Source organism: Pseudomonas parakoreensis, assembly GCF_021602155.1.
GTDB lineage: Bacteria > Pseudomonadota > Gammaproteobacteria > Pseudomonadales > Pseudomonadaceae > Aquipseudomonas > Aquipseudomonas parakoreensis.
This window is the reverse complement of the sequence record NZ_BQHY01000019.1, coordinates 1-20703: the sequence shown is the minus strand read 5'-3', so window position 1 is coordinate 20703 and position 20703 is coordinate 1. Positions and strand designations below refer to the sequence as shown.

At 60.2% G+C, this 20703-nt stretch carries 17 protein-coding genes and 2 pseudogenes; 8 read left to right on the top strand and 11 right to left on the bottom strand.

Going from position 1 to position 20703, the window contains the following annotated elements; translation table 11 throughout:
• Window positions 1-166: 166 nt before the first annotated feature.
• The 3 genes and pseudogenes from L6D63_RS28855 to L6D63_RS23815 all read right to left on the bottom strand — a co-directional run.
• Window positions 167-604 (bottom strand): annotated as a pseudogene (locus L6D63_RS28855) (methyl-accepting chemotaxis protein); the annotation flags it as partial.
• Between the two features lie 150 nt (window positions 605-754).
• A pseudogene (locus tag L6D63_RS28850) lies at window positions 755-1393 on the bottom strand (PAS domain-containing protein); the annotation flags it as partial.
• A 201-nt stretch (window positions 1394-1594) separates the two neighbouring features.
• Window positions 1595-2908 carry an MFS transporter gene (locus tag L6D63_RS23815; protein WP_095668323.1) on the bottom strand — a complete coding sequence of 438 codons (1314 nt, stop codon included), beginning with the start codon at window positions 2906-2908 and terminating at the stop codon, window positions 1595-1597.
• 339 nt (window positions 2909-3247) lie between these two features.
• On the opposite strand from L6D63_RS23815, the gene L6D63_RS23810 reads away from it, so the two are divergent.
• The gene (locus tag L6D63_RS23810; protein ID WP_131671042.1) at window positions 3248-4666 is read left to right on the top strand and encodes a short-chain fatty acid transporter; all 1419 of its coding nucleotides are present in this window, start codon (window positions 3248-3250) and stop codon (window positions 4664-4666) included.
• Between the two features lie 42 nt (window positions 4667-4708).
• On the opposite strand, the gene L6D63_RS23805 is transcribed toward L6D63_RS23810, so the two are convergent.
• Together L6D63_RS23805 and L6D63_RS23800 are read right to left on the bottom strand one after the other, a co-directional pair.
• Entirely contained in the window at window positions 4709-5047 is a 339-nt protein-coding gene (locus L6D63_RS23805) for a HepT-like ribonuclease domain-containing protein (protein ID WP_047296538.1), read from the bottom strand.
• Window positions 5044-5334, bottom strand: coding sequence for a nucleotidyltransferase family protein (locus L6D63_RS23800; protein ID WP_041074825.1), 291 nt, complete (start codon window positions 5332-5334; stop codon window positions 5044-5046). Before L6D63_RS23800 ends, L6D63_RS23805 begins: the two co-directional genes overlap by 4 nt.
• A gap of 148 nt (window positions 5335-5482) precedes the next feature.
• Here L6D63_RS23800 and L6D63_RS23795 point away from each other — a divergent pair, with 148 nt between their 5' ends.
• The 3 genes from L6D63_RS23795 (at window position 5483) to L6D63_RS23785 (ending at window position 9168) form a co-directional block, all read left to right on the top strand.
• Entirely contained in the window at window positions 5483-7177 is a 1695-nt protein-coding gene (locus tag L6D63_RS23795; RefSeq protein WP_131671041.1) for an acid phosphatase, read from the top strand.
• A 117-nt stretch (window positions 7178-7294) separates the two neighbouring features.
• Complete coding sequence (locus L6D63_RS23790; RefSeq protein ID WP_131671040.1) at window positions 7295-8476, top strand: hypothetical protein; 1182 nt, start codon at window positions 7295-7297, stop codon at window positions 8474-8476.
• A gap of 176 nt (window positions 8477-8652) precedes the next feature.
• Window positions 8653-9168, top strand: a complete 516-nt coding sequence (locus L6D63_RS23785) for an SET domain-containing protein-lysine N-methyltransferase (protein ID WP_095668319.1) — start codon at window positions 8653-8655, stop codon at window positions 9166-9168.
• 1 nt (window position 9169) lies between these two features.
• Here the strand turns inward: L6D63_RS23785 and can are convergent, their stop codons facing one another.
• Entirely contained in the window at window positions 9170-9814 is a 645-nt protein-coding gene (gene can, locus L6D63_RS23780) for a carbonate dehydratase (RefSeq protein WP_041074817.1), read from the bottom strand.
• Window positions 9815-9953: 139 nt separating this feature from the next.
• Between can and L6D63_RS23775 the strand changes: the two genes are divergently transcribed.
• A complete protein-coding gene (locus L6D63_RS23775) occupies window positions 9954-10358 on the top strand; it encodes a serine kinase/phosphatase (protein WP_131671039.1) in 405 nt (134 codons plus the stop codon).
• A 111-nt stretch (window positions 10359-10469) separates the two neighbouring features.
• Here the strand turns inward: L6D63_RS23775 and rimI are convergent, their stop codons facing one another.
• Complete coding sequence (rimI, locus tag L6D63_RS23770; protein WP_041074813.1) at window positions 10470-10922, bottom strand: ribosomal protein S18-alanine N-acetyltransferase; 453 nt, start codon at window positions 10920-10922, stop codon at window positions 10470-10472.
• A complete protein-coding gene (locus tag L6D63_RS23765; RefSeq protein WP_131671216.1) occupies window positions 10915-11661 on the bottom strand; it encodes an energy transducer TonB in 747 nt (248 codons plus the stop codon). Before L6D63_RS23765 ends, rimI begins: the two co-directional genes overlap by 8 nt.
• Window positions 11662-11894: 233 nt before the next feature.
• Here L6D63_RS23765 and mksB point away from each other — a divergent pair, with 233 nt between their 5' ends.
• From mksB to mksF, 3 genes are read left to right on the top strand one after another with little or no spacing between them, the layout of a single operon-like run.
• Window positions 11895-13178: an Mks condensin complex protein MksB gene (mksB, locus tag L6D63_RS23760; protein ID WP_047296550.1), complete on the top strand. Its 1284-nt coding sequence runs from the start codon at window positions 11895-11897 to the stop codon at window positions 13176-13178.
• Window positions 13168-13869, top strand: a complete 702-nt coding sequence (gene mksE / locus L6D63_RS23755) for an Mks condensin complex protein MksE (protein ID WP_047296552.1) — start codon at window positions 13168-13170, stop codon at window positions 13867-13869. The genes mksB and mksE overlap by 11 nt, the downstream gene beginning before the upstream one ends.
• Window positions 13866-16706, top strand: coding sequence for an Mks condensin complex protein MksF (gene mksF, locus L6D63_RS23750; RefSeq protein WP_047296553.1), 2841 nt, complete (start codon window positions 13866-13868; stop codon window positions 16704-16706). The genes mksE and mksF overlap by 4 nt, the downstream gene beginning before the upstream one ends.
• Window positions 16707-16921: 215 nt before the next feature.
• On the opposite strand, the gene L6D63_RS23745 is transcribed toward mksF, so the two are convergent.
• Genes L6D63_RS23745 through L6D63_RS23735 form a run of 3 tightly spaced genes read right to left on the bottom strand, consistent with a single transcriptional unit; the run spans window position 16922 to window position 20487 of the window.
• On the bottom strand, window positions 16922-19225 hold the full coding sequence (locus tag L6D63_RS23745) for a PqiB family protein (RefSeq protein ID WP_095668317.1): 2304 nt from the start codon (window positions 19223-19225) through the stop codon (window positions 16922-16924).
• Complete coding sequence (locus tag L6D63_RS23740; RefSeq protein ID WP_131671038.1) at window positions 19218-19841, bottom strand: paraquat-inducible protein A; 624 nt, start codon at window positions 19839-19841, stop codon at window positions 19218-19220. Before L6D63_RS23740 ends, L6D63_RS23745 begins: the two co-directional genes overlap by 8 nt.
• Entirely contained in the window at window positions 19828-20487 is a 660-nt protein-coding gene (locus L6D63_RS23735) for a paraquat-inducible protein A (RefSeq protein ID WP_047296559.1), read from the bottom strand. Before L6D63_RS23735 ends, L6D63_RS23740 begins: the two co-directional genes overlap by 14 nt.
• Window positions 20488-20703: the final 216 nt, after the last annotated feature.

Genomic DNA, 20703 nt, shown 5'->3' with positions numbered 1-20703 from the left:
TCTGCTCCGGGAAAAAGGAACAGATTGTAGCGCCAGCCGCTGGTGAAAACCTGTAGGAGCTGCGGCACGCTACGATCTTTTGATCTTGATGTTGATCCTTGAAATCAACATCAAAAGATCGCAGCCTCGTTGCACTCGGCAGCTCCTACAGGTATTGGCGGGGGAATCAGTTAGAGAGTTGATTGGCAAACTGCCCGACCGCATCCACCACTTTCTGCGCGCCGTCCTGAATCTCGACGATCACCGTGCCCGCCTCCGCCGCCAGCGCCAGGCCTTGTTCTGCCTGCAGCTTGCCATCGGTCATCAGGGCCACGGCGTTACGGGCCATCTCCTGGTTCTGCCGCACCACGCCGACGATCTCTTCGGTCGCCTGACTGGTGCGCGAAGCCAGTTGGCGCACTTCGTCGGCCACCACCGCAAAGCCCCGGCCCTGCTCGCCAGCGCGGGCCGCTTCGATGGCCGCGTTGAGCGCCAGCAGGTTGGTTTGTTCGGCAATGCCGCTGATGGTTTTGACGATAGTCCCGATCACCTGCGACTGCTCGTTCAGTGCCTCGATGCCCTCACCGGCCGCCTGCATATGGCGCGACAGATCACGCATCACATTCACCGCCTCGGTGACCACCGTGGTGCCACGTTGCGCGGTGCTGTCGGTTTGCTGCGAAGTGCTGTAGGCAATGCTGGCCGCGTCGGCAACCGCTTGTTCACGGTTGACCTGATCGGTGATCACCGTGGCGAACTTCACCACTTTGTACAGTTTGTTGTTGGCATCGACCACCGGGTTGTAGGACGCCTCCAGCCACACCGTACGACCGTGGCTGTCGACCCGTTTGAAACGGTCGGCGACAAATTCGCCATTGTTCAGGCGACGCCAGAAATTCTGGTACTCGGCGCTGTTGTACTCCTCAGGCGTGCAGAACATCCGGTGATGTTTGCCTTTGATCTGCGCCAGGCTGTAACCCATGCCCTGCAGAAAACGCTCGTTGGCATTGAGCACATTGCCGTTGAGGTCGAATTCGATCACCGCTGTCGAGCGCACCAGGGCGCCGATCAGGTTTTCGTGTTCGCGAGAGGCTTCGATGGTGCGGGTCAGGTCGCTGGAAAAGATCGAGAAATGCTTGATCCGCCCGTCCGAAGCGCGCACCGGCTGCACGATCGAGCGCAGCCAGGCTTCTTCGCCATTGCCGCGCAGCAGGCGCACTGCACCAGCGAAATGTTCGCCACGGGTCAGGGCAGCCTTGAAACGATGGTGAAAGTCATCGGCCTTCACGTGCGCCGGAACGATGTCTTCAATGGCGCGCCCCACCAGGTCCTGGCTCTTGTAGAGCATCTCGCCGAGGAAGTTGTGGTTGACCGACTGAATCCGGCCATCGGGTTCCAGGGTCAGCACCAGCATCTCGCTTTCCAGGCTTTCCTTCACCTGCAGCAGGCTGGAGAGTTCTTCACGAAGAGTGGCCAGCTCTTGCTTGAGGCGTTTGTTGAACATGGGCAGATACCGATGGAAAGAAAGCGGGATGCAGACTAGCCATCGGCCTTGAATTTCGTTTCTGAAGAGCGCTTGAGACCCGTCGATCAAAAATAGTTCACGGGCGTGCGATCAGACAGTTCCGGCCACCTGGCATTGCCCTGTACGCGGCATTCGCGAGCCGAAATACAGCGCACTCAACAGCCCCACCACGCCCATCACCGCACAGAACATCACGCAGATCCACGGGCTCCACGGCATCAGACCGATCAGCAACAACGGTGTGATGCTCGCCCACGCGGCGTAGGCAATGTTGTAGGTGAAGGAGATGCCCGACACGCGAATTCGCGCCGGGAACAACCCGACCATCACCGACGGCACCGCACCCACCACACCGCAGGCCAGACCGGCGATGGCGTATGCCAGCCCGATCCAGTGACCGCCCATGATCAAGCAGCTGTAAAGCACGCCGATTCCCAAGGGCAGCAGCAGGCTATAGAGCATGACGGTGCGCCAGGCCCCCAGACGGTCGACCAGCAGCCCGGCGATCACACAGCCGATGTTGAGGAAGACAATGCCCAGCGCACTGAGGGCGAAGGTATGGCTGGCGGTCATGCCAAAGGTTTTCTGCATCATGGTCGGCGTAATGACCACGAATACCACCACGGCCGAGGTCAGCACGCAGGTCAGCAGCATGGCCGGCAACATCGCCAGTCGATGCTCGCGCAGCACCGTACGCAGCGGCAGTTCAACCCGCGCTTCACGCTGCGCCTCCATGGCCATGAACACCGGGGTTTCGCTCAACCAACGGCGCAGGTACACACCGATCACGCCGAACACGCCACCGAGCAGGAACGGATAACGCCAGGCGTAATCGAGGATTTCCGCCGGGCTGAACACTTGTGCAAGGAAAGTCGCGGTCAGCGCACCAATCAAGTAACCGAAGGTCAGCCCGGCCTGCAAAAAGCCCAGCGCGTAACCGCGATGTCCGGCAGGCGCGTGCTCGGCGACGAATACCCAGGCACTCGGCACCTCCCCTCCAACCGCTGCGCCTTGCAGGATGCGCAGCGCCAGCAACAGCAGCGGCGCGAAATAACCGATCTGGGCATAAGTCGGCATGATCCCGATCAGCAGGCACGGCAGCGCCATCATCAGGATACTCAGGCTGAAGACCTTTTTCCGGCCCAGGCGATCGGCGAAATGCGCCATCAGGATCCCGCCCAGCGGACGCGCCAGATACCCGGTAACAAAGATCCCGAAGCTTTGCAGCAGACGCAGCCATTCGGGCATTTCCGGCGGGAAGAACAACTGGCTGAGGGTCAGGGCGAAGAACACGAAAATGATGAAATCGTAGATCTCCAGCGCCCCACCAAGGGCCGCAAGGCCGAGGGTCTTGTAATCGGAACGGCTGAACGGCGCCGGTCGGGCTGGGGATTGGGCAGTCATGGCAAAGCACTCTGGCAGGCAAAAAACCAAGGCGCTCATGGTCTACGCAAATCCGCCCGGGGACAACCCGTTAGACCATGGTCACGGTTTGGCAGAACCTGCTCACAATATGGCGGCGGTTGATTTACTGTTGAGGCTTGTCTGGCGGGACACATCTGAATCAGGTCTACCTCTGTGGCGAGGGAGCTTGCTCCCGCTGGGTCGCGAAGCGGCCCCCTCTGAACTTTAGAAGAAGGGGACTGCTACGCAGTCCAGCGGGAGCAAGCTCCCTCGCCACAGGGTTGTCGGGTTTGAATGTCCCAAGGACCACAATAACCATAAAAATCCGAGGTACTCCCTGTGGCCGTTGATATCGAAGATAGCCGCTCCGCGCGCTTTGCCTTGCGCTGTTCAAACTTTGCCGAACGCTGGTTCCCCGACTCCTGGGTGTTCGCCGCGTTGGCTGTGATCATTGTCGCGTTGGCCACGCTGGCCATGGGTGCCAAACCCACCGATGCCGCGATGGCCTTCGGTGACGGGTTCTGGAGCCTGATCCCGTTCACCATGCAAATGGCCTTCGTGGTGATTGGCGGCTACGTGGTCGCCAGTTCGCCGCCGGCGGTCAAACTGATCGACAAACTGGCGCGCATCCCGAAAAACGGCCGCTCCGCCGTGGCCTGGGTCGCACTGATCTCGATGATAGCTTCGCTGTTGAACTGGGGTCTGTCGCTGGTGTTCGGCGGGTTGCTGGTGCGCGCCCTCGCCCGCCGCACCGATCTGAAAATGGATTACCGCGCGGCCGGTGCGGCGGCGTATCTGGGCCTCGGTGCGGTCTGGGCCCTGGGCCTGTCATCATCGGCGGCGCAATTGCAGGCCAACCCGGCCAGCCTGCCGCCGGCGATCCTGTCGATCACCGGGGTTATTCCGTTCACGCAGACCATTTTCCTCTGGCAGTCCGGTGCGATGCTGCTGGCGCTGATCGTGATTTCGATCATCGTCGCCTACGCCACCGCGCCCGGCCCGAACTCTGCGCGCGACGCCAAGGATTGCGGCATCGACCCGGCGTTCAATCTGCCACCGCTGCAACCGCGCACCCGGCCAGGGGAATGGCTGGAGCACAGTCCCCTGCTGATCATTCTGCTGGTATTGCTGGCGGCCGGCTGGCTGGTCCACGAGTTCTCGACCAAACCGGCGATCACCGCGATTTCCGGGCTCAACACCTATAATTTCCTGTTCATCATGCTCGGCGCGCTGCTGCACTGGCGCCCGCGCAGCTTCCTCGATGCGGTGGCCCGCGCGGTGCCGACCACCACTGGCGTGCTGATCCAGTTCCCGCTGTACGGCTCGATTGCTGCGCTGCTGACCACGGTCAAAGGTGCCGATGCGCAGACGCTGGCGCATCACATCTCGACCTTTTTTGTCAGCATCGCGTCCCACGACACCTACGCGCTGTTGATGGGCGTGTACTCGGCGATTCTCGGTTTCTTCATCCCGTCCGGCGGCGGCAAGTGGATCATCGAAGCGCCGTACGTGATGCAAGTGGCCAACGATCTGCAATACCACCTCGGCTGGGCGGTACAGATCTACAACGCCGCTGAAGCGCTGCCGAACCTGATCAACCCGTTCTACATGCTGCCGCTGCTGGGTGTGCTCGGCTTGAAGGCGCGGGACCTGATCGGCTTCTCGTTCGTGCAATTGCTGGTGCACACGCCGCTGGTGCTGTTCCTGCTGTGGGTGCTGGGGACGACATTGGCGTATACGCCGCCGGTGATGCCATAGATTGACGAGATAGCACCTGCCTCAGGGCAGGTGCTATCAATGTTACTCGGAGGGCAAGACTCTCAATAGCTCAGGCAGGGCAACCTGAACTGTTTCCCAAACGACATCCAGATTGATGTCGAAATAACCATGAGCGATCCGGTTACGCATCCCGCGCATGCTGCGCCAGGGAGTTTGAGTGTTCTGAGCCGCGAACTCCGGAAACCGGTCCATTATTTTGGTTGCCGCTTCGCCAATAATGACCAGGCTCATGATGACCGCTTGTTGCGTCCGTTTGTCGTCGACGAACTCTTCCTTGCTCAGACCTTCGACGAAGACCAGCGCATCGCTTGCAGCTTGACGCATATGCTCAAGGTAATCGCCAAGCCGGTTCGCGATCATACGGGACGGGCCTGTTCAAGTACCTGCTGACGAAACTTCAGCGGAAGATCTCCTGGGGTCAACAGGTCGACGGTAACGCCCAGCAAATCTTCGAGCTCAACCTGAAGCCCGCCGAGATCAAACAAGGTGGTACCGGGCAATGGATCGACCAACAGATCAAGGTCACTGCCCTCCATATCGGTACCTAGCAGCGTCGAGCCAAACACACGCGGATTGGCCACACGGAATCTGCCGACAACCTCACGAACGGCAGCTCGTTGCAGATCAAGAGCAATGGAAGGCTTCATGGTTCACTCAGGCCAGTTTCGCTATTGCAGCAGTCTAGCAGTGCGAAGGGGTCGTAGACACCGCACGATTTTGTAACCCAACCGTCACATTCCCTTGCTAGCGTCCGCCCGAAACAAACTGAAACAATTAAGCAAAACGGGCTGACAGATGAAAGACGAAACAGACAGCACTGACGCACCTGAATCCGACACCCTCACCGACACCAGTCGCCGCCGCTTCCTCGGTGGAGTTGCCGTCCTCGGTGTGGGCGCGACGTTGGCCGGTTGCGGTAACGCCAGCAACCCGCCGGGCAAACCGGCCGAGCGCCCGCTGACGTCAGCCGAGCTGGACAAGGCCCTGCGCGATCAAGTGAAAACCGTGGTGGTGATCTATGCCGAAAACCGCAGCTTCAACAACCTGTTCGGTGATTTCCCCGGTGTCGAGAAGCCGCTGTCTGCGCTCAAACCTGCCGATTACCAGCAACGTGATCGCGACGGCAGTCTTTTGCAGACACTGCCGCCCGTCTGGGGCGGCGTGTTGCAGATCGGCCCGCAAACCCTCGATGGCGTGACCTACCCCGCCGCCGTGCAGTTTCAGGAAAACCTGCCCAACGCACCGTTCGCCCTCAAAGGCCCGAACGGTGAAGACCTGCCATTCGGTCTGGTCACCCGCGATTTGTGGCACGTGTTCTATCAGAACCAGATGCAGATCAACGGGGGCAAGAACGATGGCTTTGTTGCCTGGGCTGATTCCGGCGGGCTGACCATGGGCCATTATGCTCAGAGCCGTTATTCCCTGCGTCTGTGGGACGTGGCTCAGGAATTCGTGCTGTGCGATAACTTCTTCCAGGGCGCATTCGGTGGCTCGTTCCTCAACCACCAATACCTGATCAGCGCCACCGCGCCGTTCTATCCGGACGCGGCCAATTCGGTGGCCAAGTCGCAGATCGCCGCGCTGCAAAGCGCTGACCCGACCGATCCGCGCCTCAAGCCGTTGGAGGCATCGCCAGCCAGCGCCATGAGCGGCCCGCCGCAGTTCGGCCCGAGTGCGCTGACGCCGGACGGTTACGGTGTCAACACCCTTGCCCCGCCGTACTGGCCGACATGGATTCGCGACCCGGAGCGTCCGGCGTACTCCAAACCGGATCTGCCCAACGTGCTGGTGCCGCAGACCCACGAGCACATCGGCGACAAGCTGTCGAAGAAGAATGTCGATTGGGCCTGGTACGCCGGCGCGTGGCAGGCGACGCTGGATCAATACAAGGATTCCGGCGGGATTCCGAAGATCCCCAACTTTCAATATCACCACCAGCCGTTCAACTATTTCCAACAACAAGGCCCGGAAAACCCGCAGGAGCGCAGCAAACGCCTGCGCGATGCCGGGCTGGGGGATGAATCGAGCACCAACAAATTCTTCGCCGACGCCGAGGCCGGCAAGTTGCCAGCGGTCACGTTCTACAAACCACAAGGCAACCTGAATATGCACGCCGGATATGCCGACGTGGCCTCCGGTGACCGGCACATCGTCCGCGCCATCAAAGTGCTGCGCGAAAGCCCGCAATGGAAAAACATGGTGGTGATCGTCACCGTCGATGAAAACGGCGGCTGGTGGGACCACGTGGCACCGCCCAAGGGCGATCGCTGGGGGCCGGGATCGCGGGTGCCGGCGCTGGTGGTGTCGCCGTTCGCCCGCAAAGGCACGGTGGATCACACGGTCTACGACACGGCGTCGATCCTGCGCCTGATCACCCGGGTGTTCCAACTGGAAACCCTCGACGGCCTCAAGCAGCGCGATGAAGCAATGATTGCCCGTGGCCAGAAACCCATGGGCGATCTGAGCAACGCCCTGCATTTTCAGGCGTGAGCCGAGCGCGGCGAGCTGACGAAAAAATCCGCGAATGACAGCTTCACTGTGCAACACGGCTGATCCAATATGAAGCGCCCCAAACTCCGGGGAACCCACGCTGAAAAGGATCTGAGCATGTTCAAACTCGCAGGATTTACCCCCGCCGCGCTGACACTCGCCGCGCTCACATTGAGCGCGGCGGCCCACGCCGATGTCGATCTGAAGCTGGGCAGCACCGAGCGCGTCACTCGCCTTTTTGCCTACCCCAACAACTGCAGCGTGATCTGCTATCGCAACTGGTCGCTGGAGCAGACGGTCGCCCACTATTTGAGCCAGAGCGTGCAGCGCGATGGTTACGCCAATGCCAAAGTGCTGGTGAAGAACGATAACGGGCAGATTTACGTTGAGATCAGTGGCGTACCGAAAGGCTACGACAAGCCGCTGTCGGCGCTGCTCGACGCCGGTGATCTGGCCTATACCGGCGCCAGCAAGCTCAATGCCGATGGCAAATGGGCGTACAGCTGGTACCTGTTCCTGCCGTTGGGCATGGCCCTGGAAAACCGCAAAAGCGTCGAGCTGCTGCACTTCCCGCCGGATTACTCGCTGACCCAGGCCCAGGATTATCTGCGCTCGAACACCACGGATCGCTGGGCCACGCTGTTGACCGCCAACGGCATTCCGGCCGACCAGACGCCGGCCTATCAGACCATCATCGACATCGCCCCCATCGCGGCGCCGTCCAATGCCGGCAGTGACCTGGAAGGTGTCTACGACTACTTCAAGGATTATCAGACCACGCTGGTCAAGCAGTTCAGCCAGACCAGCGCCGGCACCACCCTGCCGATGGTCGCGTTCGGCGCACCGGTGCGTAACTGGATCAAGCAGCAATATGGCCCGACCGTCGCCGTACTGGGTCTGGCGACCATCAGCCCGAGTGCGGGGGTGAACGTGCCGGTGCTGGGTTCGAACCATCCGAGCTACATCTGGTACGCCGCCGATCCGGCCAGCTACGACGGTGATGAAGCGAAAGCCGATGCCGCCGGCTTGAAGGTCATGGGGCAGGACTTGAGCGCGGCCTGCTGGCAGGCCGGGATGGGCAGCAAGCCCGGCACCGATGCGAAAACCCTGCTCAACAGCTGTACGCAAACCTGGCAAGTGACGCAAAAGGGCAAGACCTGCGAGTTGTTCTACACCTCGATCCGCAATCTGACCCCGGCCGAAGCTGCTGCCAAGTGCTCGACCACGCCGATCAAGGCACAACTGCAACAGCTTCAGGGCGAAATGCCGGCCACCGCCGTTCCCGCGCCACACCTCTGATGGGCTGAAAGCCTTCCCGTGTCAGTCGATGCTGACACGGGAAGCAGTCGATCACGCCTGTCAGATCTGACAGTAGACGCTTTGACGTATACGCGAGAGGATTGGATCCAAACATGTTGCAGCGCTGACAGGACGTCAGACCAGGGAAGTCGCAACTTTTGCCGACAGGGATCGTTATGAACAATCAGGCTCATCAGCATCACATCCCCCGCGACGCACCCGGTATCTATCCGTTTGCCGGATTGCCCGTGCGCCTGGGTTTCCCATCCAGCGAGGATTTCGAAATCGTTCAGCAAGACGATGGCCGCGCGTCGGTGGTAGCGCGCCGGGCGTTCCTGCGGATCACCCGGATGTGTCGGGTGTCCGGGCAATTGCTGCCCTATCGCTGCCGCCAGACTCGCCAGCTACTGGTCGGCATCCATCTCTACGATCCGCGTTTTTGCGGATTGCTCGAACATGCCTGCGACCCGAATGCGTTCCTCGACATGAGCGAATTGTGGTTATGGGCGCTGCGCGATATTCAGCCGGGAGACCACCTGACCATCGACTTCGCGGCCACCGAAGACCGTTTGCTGCAACAGTTCGCCTGTACTTGCGGCTCGCCGCGCTGCCGTGGGTGGATCACCGGTTACGATGAACCACCCACGATCGAGGGTCAGCACTTTTTGCAGCGCTGGCGACATCCAGACTGAGTTACAACGCTCCGACCGGACGCAGACGGTACTGCGGCGGCAGTTGCTCGAAGCCGCTGATGGTGGTGTTCAGGCTTTTCCAGCGACCGTCCTTGATGCCGTAGATGCAACCGTGAATCGACAGGCTCTGGCCGCGATGCCAGGCGTTCTGGATGATGCTGGTATGGGCGACGTTGGCCACTTGCTGGATAACGTTCAGCTCGCAGAGGCGGTCGACCTGTTCTTCCTCGGTCGGCAGCTTGGCCAGTTCTTCACGTTTTTCGTAGTACAGGTCACGGATCGAGCGCAGCCAGCCATCAATCAGGCCGAACTGGCGATCCTGCATCGAGGCACGCACGCCGCCACAGCCATAGTGGCCGGTCACGAGAATGTGTTTGACCTTGAGCACGTCGACCGCGTACTGGATCACCGACAGGCAGTTGAGGTCGGTGTGCAGCACGACGTTGGCAACATTGCGGTGTACGAACAGATCGCCCGGCAGCATGCCGACGATCTCGTTGGCCGGCACTCGCGCGTCGGAGCAGCCGATCCACAGATATTCCGGGGTCTGCTGGCGCGCCAGTTTGGCGAAGAACTCCGGATCTTCCTTGGTGATCGCGTCAGCCCAGCGCTCGTTGTTATCAATCAGGTCTTGTAAGTCGTGCATGGTTAAGGCCTCAAGAAAGATGCGCAGGTATGACAGACGACCACCCGTCGGGGTCACGCAAGGGTCGCAAGTGTTTTCGTTGGAATTCCTGGGTGTGCGGTGAGTCCACCTAGTAAGGCCCACAGTATGAGGATTTGCCATGACTGATTCACGACGACCGTACGATGCGGTGCAACCGGAACCGATCGATGATAACGAGGACCGCATGGGCTCGGTGCATGAACTGGATTTCGATGAAGACGAACCCAGCGCGAAAATCGGTGACGAGATTCCGGAACGTGAACGCGAGCAGTTGATGCCCAATGAGCGAGTGCGTGAGGCCGGGTTCACCGGCGCATCGACCGCTGACCATGAACCCACCGATGATGACCTGAGCCCGGAAACGCTGATTCATGAAGATGGCGCCCGGGATGCCGAGGAAGCTGGCGAAGGCAATCAGGCGGATTGGGATCTGAGCATTGTCGACGAAGATGACATCGGCGGCGGCAATGGTCTGGATGAGGCGGAGCTGGCGCAGCGCGATCCGCTGGATGGCAACCGCTAGTCACCGCCATCATGCAATCCCCTGTAGGAGCTGCCGCAGGCTGCGATCTTTTGATCTTGCTTCTAAAAACAAAATCAAAAGATCGCAGCCTGCGGCAGCGCCTACAGGTATTCAGTCAACCAGGGTGCAGGCCATGACCACGGCGTCTTCACGCCCGCCCACCGCCGGATAATAATCCCGGCGTCGGCCAATTTCGTTGAAGCCATAGCGCTCATACAGCTTGAACGCTGCGGTATTGCTGTCACGCACTTCCAGAAAGCATTCCCGAGCGTCAGCCTTGTAGGCAATCGACATCAGATGCTCCAGCAGCGTCAGCCCCAGCCCTCGCCCCTGATTCTCCGGTTTGACCGTGATGTTGAGCAGGTGCGCCTCATCCAGAATGATCTGCACCACGCCATGGCCGACTTGCTGCTGGCCTTCGAACATCAGCCAGATCTGATACTTACCCAGCCCGTCGAGAAAAATCCCGCGCGTCCAGGGATGGCTGTACGCCGCGTATTCGATCTTCAACACCGCGTCCAGGTCCGCCTCGGTCATCGGGCGGAACGATACAGCTTCACTCATTCGATGGTTTCCAGCGCGCCATCAGCCGACGCATGGCTTGCCACACAGCGGCTTTGCGCTGTGGCTCTTCCATTAACAATTCCAGACCGGGAATGGCCCAGGCCAGGCCCAGGCCTTCGATCTGCAACTCACTGTTGAACGCTTCAGCGTCCGCTTCACCGGCAAAGCGCACCGCCGGCAGGCCAATCAACCACAGGCAGGCGCAAGGTGCCGCTTCCATCTGTACCGAGAGGAAACCCTGAACAAAGTCGCGCGCCGCTTCCGGACCTTGATCCATGGTTCCGCGGTTCAGCCATGGCCAGCGCACCGGCTCGCCGACAATTTGTGGCGCATCCGGCAGTCCGGCGGCGCGCAGCATGTCCTTGAGCAACAGATAGGCCGGATCGCGGCTCTGGAACGCTTCGCCGGTGGGTAACTCCACCAGCAGCAGGCAAGCCCCGGCGCGCAGCAATTGCAGGGCGAAACGCGGGGGCGGCACCGGCGCGGGTCTGACGACAACTGGCGCCTCCTCGACCTCTTCCACCGGTTTGGCGCCGTTGCGGGTACTGGCGAGCGACGGGCGCGGCACTTCGATCTTCGGCCGTTCGACCGGACGGGCGGCAGGCTGCGCCGGAGCCTCGGCCTGCACTACCGGCATCACCGCGACCTCTGGCTCAGGCTCGGGCATGTCCAGCAGCTCGGGCCGCGACGGGGCGGCGAAAGGCAATTCGGTGCGCGGCAGCCAGTTGACCACCTGCATGGCGTTCAAATAGGCGCGGCGGCGGGACTCGATAAGCAAAGGGTCGGCCACTTGTGGATAACTGAGGTGGGCTGATTCTACAGCCCTTCGTTCAAGATCGCTTGCTGTTGATCGATAGCCTTTACCTGGGCTCGCTCCCTTAGAAAATGCGACAGCCCGTCCCGAGAGTGAATCGCATCCCTCCTGATGCAGTACAATCGCGGCTTTTAATCGCCAACCAGCCGGCCATTCCGATGATCGAACCCAAGCGCGTCTTGCGCGCCCTCGCTGAACACTGGGCACTTCTTGAGCCACTGTGCGAGCACTTCGACCAAGGCACCCTGAGCCTCAACGAACTGCGCACGCAACTGGCCGCCCAACAACTGGACAGCACGCCGCAGGACATCACCAGCCTGCTCGACGTGTGGATTCGCCTCGACATTCTGGTCCCCGTGGCGAAAAGCCCGAACCGTTTCGAGCTCAATGCGCAAATTCACGACTTCCTTGCCTACCTGCGCCGGGAACACCGGCTGGGCCTGTGCCTGGAAATCGAAGCCTATCTGCGCCACCTCGAACGGCTGGCCGGCTACATTCAGGACGCGTTCGATGTGCGCGACGGCAACGACCTCGCCCGTCAGCTGCGTTTGCTCGACATGCGCGTACGCGACGTGCTGAAGAAACTCGACAACGACGAACAGGCGCTGGTGGCCGTCGCCGAACGGGCCAAGACCAGCGACCGGCAGATTCCGCTGCGTCAGCGTTATGCCGAAGTGTTGGCGACCTGGGACGAATACGTCGAGCCGATGATCGATCTGGTGAACGCGGACGGCGCCTTCGAACAAGGCGTGCGCAAGGTCGAAACCGTGCTGCTGAAAATGCTCAGCGAACAGCAGCGCCTCGGCCACCTGGTCGATGACGACATGCTGCTGCGCACCCACGCGCGCATCCTCGAAATGCAGACCAGTGCCCAGCTGACCCTGCGTCATGCCCGCGAACTGCTGCTGCCGCTGCGGGAAGAAGCGCGCCGACACAACGCCGTGACCCGTGGCGCCGCGCTGGCACTGGCGGCGATCCGTCGCAAAGGTATCGATGCGGTGCCGCAAGCGGCGATGCCGCTGTTCACCCGGCCGCAAAGCACCTTCCTCGGCAGCGCCAGTCAGGTCGAAGCTTACGTCTACGCCCTGGCGCGTTTCGAGCCGAAACCGGCGCGGTTCCCCAAAGCCCACAAGACCCAGAAATCCGGCGACGCCCCGCGTGCACCGCGCACCGTGCGCGAGATGGTCGAGCGTTGCGAAGAGTCCCTGCCAATGCCGGATCTGATGACCTGGCTGCTGGAACAGGAACCGGACGGCGCCACCGACGAATTGCTGTACTGGTTCTCGCGCCTGTCGCGGGAAAAACGCTTCACCCGCGAGCGTCTGGAACGCCGCGAATACCACACTCACGAGCATCAGGTCAGCCTGCGCTCCTTCGCCCTGCTCTCGGCCCGCGACCCTGCCGCCGCCGAGGATTCTGCGAGCATCCCCAATGCATCTTGATCTATCCGAACTGTCCCAACTGGCGCCGATCTTCCGCGAGCTGTTCAAGGGCTACCACGTCAGCCGCCGCGACCCGGAACTGTACGCGCAACTGTCGAACTTCCAGGATCAATACCGCACGCTGTTCAAGGCGCTGGGGTTCGAGCTGGTCTGCGACACCCGTGGTTTCTACTACTTCGTGCCGGACATGGCCGCTGCGGCGGTGAACAAGACCGCCCAGCGCCTGGCACTGTTCACCTTCATCCTCGTCGAGCATCTGGCCGATCAGGGCCGCGACCCGATCGCCGTGCTCGACGGCGGCAGCCTCGGCCGTGAAGAGCTGCCGTCGCTGCTGGATAAATACCGCGACCTGTTTATCCAGGCCGAAGTGCAGACCGTTGAAGAGCTGGAAGAAAAAATCATGCGCCGCATGACCCAGCTCGGTTTCGCCAGCGAAGAAAACGGCGTGTACCGTTTCCTGCCGCCGATGCACCGTTTCCTCGACGTGTGCCTGTCGGTGCAGCAGGACCGCGATCTGGCGGCCAGCGTGCACAGCGTGCTGCCACTGCCGGCACCGGTGCTGATCGACGAAGAGGCTGAAGCCAGATTCCTCGAAACCGACGATCCGCTTGATCTGTCCGAATTCGAAGAAGAAAGCGAAGAAGACGCACTGGCCCGCGCCATTGCCGAAGAACAGGAGTCCGACGCATGAGCCAGGAACGCTACGGCATTCGCCGCTTTGCCCTTTTGAACACCGCCGGTTACAGCCTCGGCCTGTTTCCGCTGGAAGAACCGTTATCGGTTTACGGCGCGAACAACCTCGGCAAATCCGCCTCGATCAACGCCTTGCAGTTCCCGATTCTGGCGCGCATGTCGGACATGAGTTTCGGCAAGTACAGCCTGGAACAATCGCGGCGCTTCTACTTCGCCTCCGACACCAGTTACATCCTCGTCGAAGTCAATCTGCCTCACGGCCCGCACGTGATCGGCGTGGTCGGTCGCGGCCCGGGCGGTGGTTTCGGTCACCAGTTCTTCGCTTACGCCGGCAAGCTCGACCTGGCGCATTACCAGAAAAACGATACCTGCCTACGGCAGAAAGAGCTGTTCAGCAACCTTGAGAAAGAAGGCCTGAAAGCCTACGAACTCAAGCCTGATGAATTGCGTCGTCTGCTGGTGGGCGGGCACACCTCGATCCCGCTGGACCTGACGCTGATTCCGCTGCGCTCCACCAGCGAGCAGAGCCTGAAGACCTTCCGCGCGCTGTTCATCAACCTGCTGCACATGCGCGAAATCACTGCGGCCAAGTTGAAGCAACTGTTCCTCGATGCCTTCGAGCACAGCCTGCGTTCCGGCAGCGTCGATTACATTGCTGCGTGCGAAGAAGCCTTCCGCGATGTGCGCCGGATGGAGCAGGACTACAACTCGCTGGTCGCCGCCGGCCCATTGGTCGAGGCCTTGGCCAACGGCGTGAAACAGCGCGACGTGTTGCGCGGCAAACTGCATCGTCTGTCGCCGCTGCTCGACTCGTTGCTCGGCACCTGGTCGGACTACGCCAATGCACGCAAGGAAGAACTGACGATTCAGGCCGAACACTACCGTCGCGAGCAGGACGATCTGCAAAACGACCAGCGTGGCGGCACGCAGGAGCTGATGCGTCTGGAGCGGGAAATCTCCGGTATCCAGCGCTGGCTCGGCGAGTTGTCGGTGCTGAAGAACCGCTTTGCGCTGGTCGATGACGTCAAAGTGCTGGAGCAACAACTGCTCGCAGCCAAGGACGCTCACGACGAACTGGCCGGTGCGCTGGCCCAGTCCCGGCAGTTCAGCGCCGAGGATCTGGAAGAACGTCTGCGCGATCTGGAAAAGCGTCTGAAGTCGGTGAAGCAGCAACTCGATCACGCCGACAACAACAGCTACGCCCGCCTGCGTGAAGAATTCTCGCAGCAGGACGTCGAGCGCCTGATGCGCCTGTTCAACAGCGCGCTGTTCAGCCTGCCGCTGGGCGAGCACGGCATCACCCTCGACGACGATGGCGAGTGGGTCAAATCGGTCGAGCTGATCCTCGATGGCTTCAAGGGCGAGCGTTTCGAAGTGCCGGGGCTGTCGATCGACATCTCGCACATCGAGCCGCCGGCTCTGCAAGCGCTGGCCGACCGCGCCGCGCTGCGTGACCAGAAAGAGCGTCTGGAAAAAGAGCTCAAGCAGCTCAAGACTCAGCAAGCCGTGGCCGCCGACCGCGCCGCGAGCAAGACCCAGACCGAAGCGCTGTACCAGCAAGTGCTGGATGCGCAGAAAGCCCTGGAAGATTTCCGTCGCACTCAAACGCTGAGCGCCGAAGAGGGCGACAAGCTCGAGCAACTGGCGCAGATGGAAGCGGCGCAGGACGAACTCAAGCGCTCCAGCGACGCGTTCACCGAGCGCGTCCAGCAACTCTCGGCCAAGCTGCAACTGGTCGGCCGGCAGATCGCCGACATGGAAGCCAAGCAACGTACCCTCGACGATGCCCTGCGCCGCCGTCAGCTGCTGCCGGCGGATCTGCCATTCGGTACGCCGTTCATGGATCCGGTCGACGATTCGATGGACAACCTGCTGCCGCTGCTCAATGACTATCAGGACAGCTGGCAGGGTCTGCTGCGCGCCGACGGACAGATCGAAGCGCTGTATGCGCAAGTGCGTCTGAAAGGCGTGGCCAAGTTTGACAGCGAAGACGACATGGAGCGCCGTCTGTCGTTGCTGATCAACGCTTACGCGCACCGCACCGACGAAGCCCTGACATTGGGCAAGGCGCGGCGTGCGGCGGTCACCGACATCGCCCGGACCCTGCGCAACATTCGCAGCGACTACGACAGCCTCGAGCATCAACTGGCGCTGTTCAACCGCGAGATCAACAAGCGTCAGGTGTCCAACCTGCAGAGTTTCCGCATTGTCCTGGCGCCGAACAAGGAAGCGCTCAAGCACATCGACCAGATCATCCACAGCGCCGGTCAGTACGAAGAAGGCGAAACCCTGTCGGTGTTCGACCTGAGCCAAAGCGCGGAGCAGGACAACAAGAACGAAGAGGCCAAGGAATACCTCGCACGGCTGGTGGCGGCGAACCACAACCAGCTCGGCCTCAAGGACTTGTTCGAACTGGCGTTCGAGATCACCAAGGTCAACGGTCAGCCGGTGATTCACACCGACATCGACGGCGCGGCCTCCAACGGCACCACCATGACCATCAAGGCGCTGACCAACATGTACTTGTTGTTGCACCTGATGGATCGCGACCTGGCCGGTCGCGTGCGCCTGCCGTACTACCTCGATGAGGCGGCAGACATCGATGAGAAGAACCAGGCCGCATTGCTGGAAACCAGCCTGCAATTGGGCTTCGTGCCGATTCTGGCGAGTGTGAAGCCGCAGGTCTGCGCCAGTGTCGCCATCGACCTGGAAGGCGGCAGCGGCCCGGCGGGGATCTACATCGATGAGGCGGACTGGAAGTACATCCGCCGGCATGATGTGGTGAAGGCCACCGTCAACGTGCAAGCCGATGAGCCGGAGCTGGATGAGGTTTGATCTGCTTTAGCTGAAAACCAAAAAGGGCCGCGATCTGTTGGGATCGCGGCCCTTTTTTATGGCTTTGGATTTGTGCTGAATAGGAGGAACTCATCGCTGGCAAGCCAGCTCCCACAGGTTTTTGCGTTGAACACACATTCTGTATACGACATGAAACCCTGTGGGAGCTGGCTTGCCAGCGATGGCGTCTTTGTAGACGCCACATCAATTCCAGATTACTTACCGAGCGAAATCTTCGGCGCCCAAGTCAGCCACTCATCCTCGAACTTGTCGAACAGCGGGAACGTCTGTTCCGCACGCGCCGGGTTGCCCATCCGTTCACCGTCCGGGGTAGCGAAAGCGATGCCCCCCTGAATCGCCGTCTCCAGCGACTCTGTGCGTACTGTCAGACCATTGAACAAACCGATGTCAAAACCGACGCCGCTGGTATTCCAGAATCGGCTGCCGCTGCGCACCAACGGCGCATATTTCGGCTCGATCAGAATGTGCACCAACACCCGGTCGGCCGTCTGCCCCAGTTCATAACCGGTGACTTTGCCCACGGTGATTTCCCGGTAGGTCACGGGTACGCCCGGTTTCAGCGAGCCACGACGGGCGGCACTCAACACCAGACTCAAACCGGCCTCTTGCTTGACCACCTCCGGCGGATTCGCCAGCGCGACGAAGTTCTTCTGCGGGCCAAGATTTTTCGCCGCCGGCTGCACTTCCACGTACTGCCCGGTGACCAGGGTTTCCAGATTCTGGGTCTTGATCAGCCCCAACTCCGGCTTGACCACCCAGAACTGGCTGCCGACCCGGGCAATCTTCTCCGGCACTTCAGTGATCCGCGCGGTAATCATCACGGCTTGCAGATCGTCGGTCAGATCGACGTCTTCAATCTTGCCGACATCCAGCCCCTTGAAACGAATCGGGGTGCCCGGGCGCAAACCATCGGCGCGGTCGACCTTGATCGTCACCAGCGTGCCTTTCTGGTTGGCCTCGTCATGGTTGGCGAACAGACGGAAGCGCGGAATACGCTTCTGCAACGGCGCCTTGGCTTGCGGGGTTTCGAAAGCGATACCGCCGGCCATCAACGTCTGCAACGACTCGCTCTTCACTTGAATTCCGCCCGTCAGACCACCGGTGAGGGTGATGCCGCTGACATTCCAGAAGCGCGTCGAGGCGTTGACCAGGTTTTCGTACTCCTTCTCGATATGCACGCCAATGACGATCTGTTTTTTGGTCTTGGAGAATTGATAGCTCTGGACCGAGCCAACCTTGACCTGTTTGTACAGAATCGGACTGCCGACTTCGATCGAACCGAGAACATCGGTGAACAGCACCAGATGCAGACCGGGGGCGCGCAGATCCAGTGGCGGGGCTTTTGGCCGCGCCTCGAATTCGCGTTTCGGCGCAGCACCTTTGTCGCCCGGACGCACGGCGATGTAGTTGCCTTTTACCAACGCTTCGAGCCCGGTAATACCGGCCAGGGAAATCGACGGCTTGACCACCCAGAACTGCGTGCCATCGACCAGGTAGTCTTCGGCCAGAGGATCCAGCGTCAGTTCGGCCGTGGCGCTGTTGAGATCCGGATCGATTTTCAACGCTTTCAGGTTGCCGACCTGAATGCCCTTGTACATCACCGGCGTGCGACCGGCCTGCAGGCCTTCAAAGTCACTGAGTTTGACCTTGACCCGAATGCCGGCAGCGGCGGCGTCGAAGTCCTCATACAAACGGAACGGCAGGCTTGGATCGGTGGGTGGACTGTCCTTGCGATTCTCCGGAGTGGCGAAGGCGATACCGCCGGCGACGATGCTCGCCAGGGACTCGCTGCGCACTTTCACCCCCGACAGGTTGGCGTCGATGCTGATGCCGCTGGCATTCCAGAAACGCGTGTGTTTGCGCACCAGTTTGGCGTAGGTCGGTTCGATGAACACTTTCAGTTCAACGGTGCTCTGGTCTTCAGACAGCACGTAGCTTTTGATCTGACCGACTTTGATCTGCTTGTAGAACACCGGGCTGCCGCGATTCAGCGAACCGAGGCGATCGGCCTTGATAGTCAGGTGCAGGCCAGGCTTGGAATCCGACAATGGCGGCTCTTCAGCCAGGGCCTTGAACTTGCGGGTCGGCTCGCCTTCACCCGGGCTGATGGCCACGTAGTTCCCCGAAACCAGTGTTTCCAGTCCTGTGATGCCGGCCAGGGTGACGCTTGGTTTCACCAACCAGAAGCGGGTGCTGGTCTTGAGGTATTGTTCGACGTCCTTGTTCATCTCCACAGTGGCGATCACGCCTTTGGAATTGCCTTCGTCGTCGAGCTTGAGCGTCTTCACCTTACCGACCGACATGCCTTTGTACATGACCTCGGTTTTGTTGGCCTGGATGCCTTCACCGCTTTCGAAACGAACCTGAATCTCGATACCGGTTTCGTTATAGGCACGCCAGCCAAGCCAGCCGCCGATGATCAGGGCGATCAGGGGCAGTACCCAGATGGCAGACCAGTTGGAGGCCGGTCGGGTTTTCGCTACAGGCAAATCAGTCATGGTCGTCGTCCGACTCCGTGTTATCCCAAATCAGTCGGGGATCGAAAGTTACTGCGGCAAGCATCGTCAGAATCACCACGCTGGCGAAAGCGATGGCGCCAAGATTGGCTTCGACACTGGCAAGCCGGCCGAAGTTGACAACCGCCACCAGAATGGCGATCACAAAAATGTCGAGCATCGACCAGCGACCGATGAACTCAATGAAGCGGTACATCCAGATCCGCTGCCGTGCAGACAATGGCTGGCGGCGCTGTACAGAAAACAGCAACAGCGCGATACCGACCAGTTTGAACGTCGGCACTAGAATACTGGCGATGAACACCACTGCGGCAATCGGGATCATGCCGTGCTGCACCAACTGGATCACGCCGGACATGATGGTGCTGGGATCGCCCTGACCCAGCGAACTGACCGTCATGATCGGCAACACATTGGCCGGGATGTAGATAATCGCAGCCGTGATTAGCAGGGCCCAGGTTCGGGCCAGACTTTTCGGACGACGAGCGTGAACCAGCGCACCGCAGCGGGTGCAGGTCTGCTCGTCGATGTCCGCATCCAGTTTGTTCAATTCATGGCATTCGGTACAGATCAGAATGCCCGCATCAATCGCCCGCATGGGCATCCTCTCCTGATAACGCCTGCCAGATCTGATGCGGTGACATCACCACTTCCAGCCAGATCTGAACTAACAACAAACCGATGAAACACGCCAGACCGAGGCCGACGGTGATGGCCGCCATGTCCGCCAGTTTGACGATCGCCACGAGGACGCCCATGAGGTAAACCTCGAGCATTCCCCAATCTTTGAGGTGGTGATAAATGCGATACAGCAGCAAACCGTAGCTACGCCCGACGTTGAAACGGATCGTCAGCAATACGAATAACTGGCACAGCAACTTCAGCAACGGAATAGCCATACTGCACAGGAATACAACGATCGAAACGCCCTGCATGTCCGTATTGAACAAGCCGAGCACGCCGCTCCAGACCGTATCCTGCGAAGATTGTCCGAGGATATTGAGTTGCATGATGGGTAAAAAGTTTGCCGGGATGTACAACAACAGTGCTGCGATTACCAAGGCAAGGCTGCGCTGCACCACATTATGGCGATGGGCGTACAACTCGTAACCGCAGCGAGGGCAGAGTGCTTTTTCGCCATGGGCAAGCTTGGGCTTGCGCATCAGCAGGTCGCACTCATGACAAGCCACCAAGTCTTCCAGCGGTAAATCTGACAGCCCTTGGGCGTCAACCGGATCTGACATAAAGGCTCTGGCTCCGAAAAGGATGGGGCTATTCTAGTGTTCTGATTCGAAAATAACTGTGCAAAATTGTTCGCTGCCTAAGTAAAAATACTTTCCTGCGGACAAAACAAAACCCCAACTGCTTTCGCAATTGGGGTTTCGGAATTTAATCTTGACGATGACCTACTCTCACATGGGGAAACCCCACACTACCATCGGCGATGCATCGTTTCACTT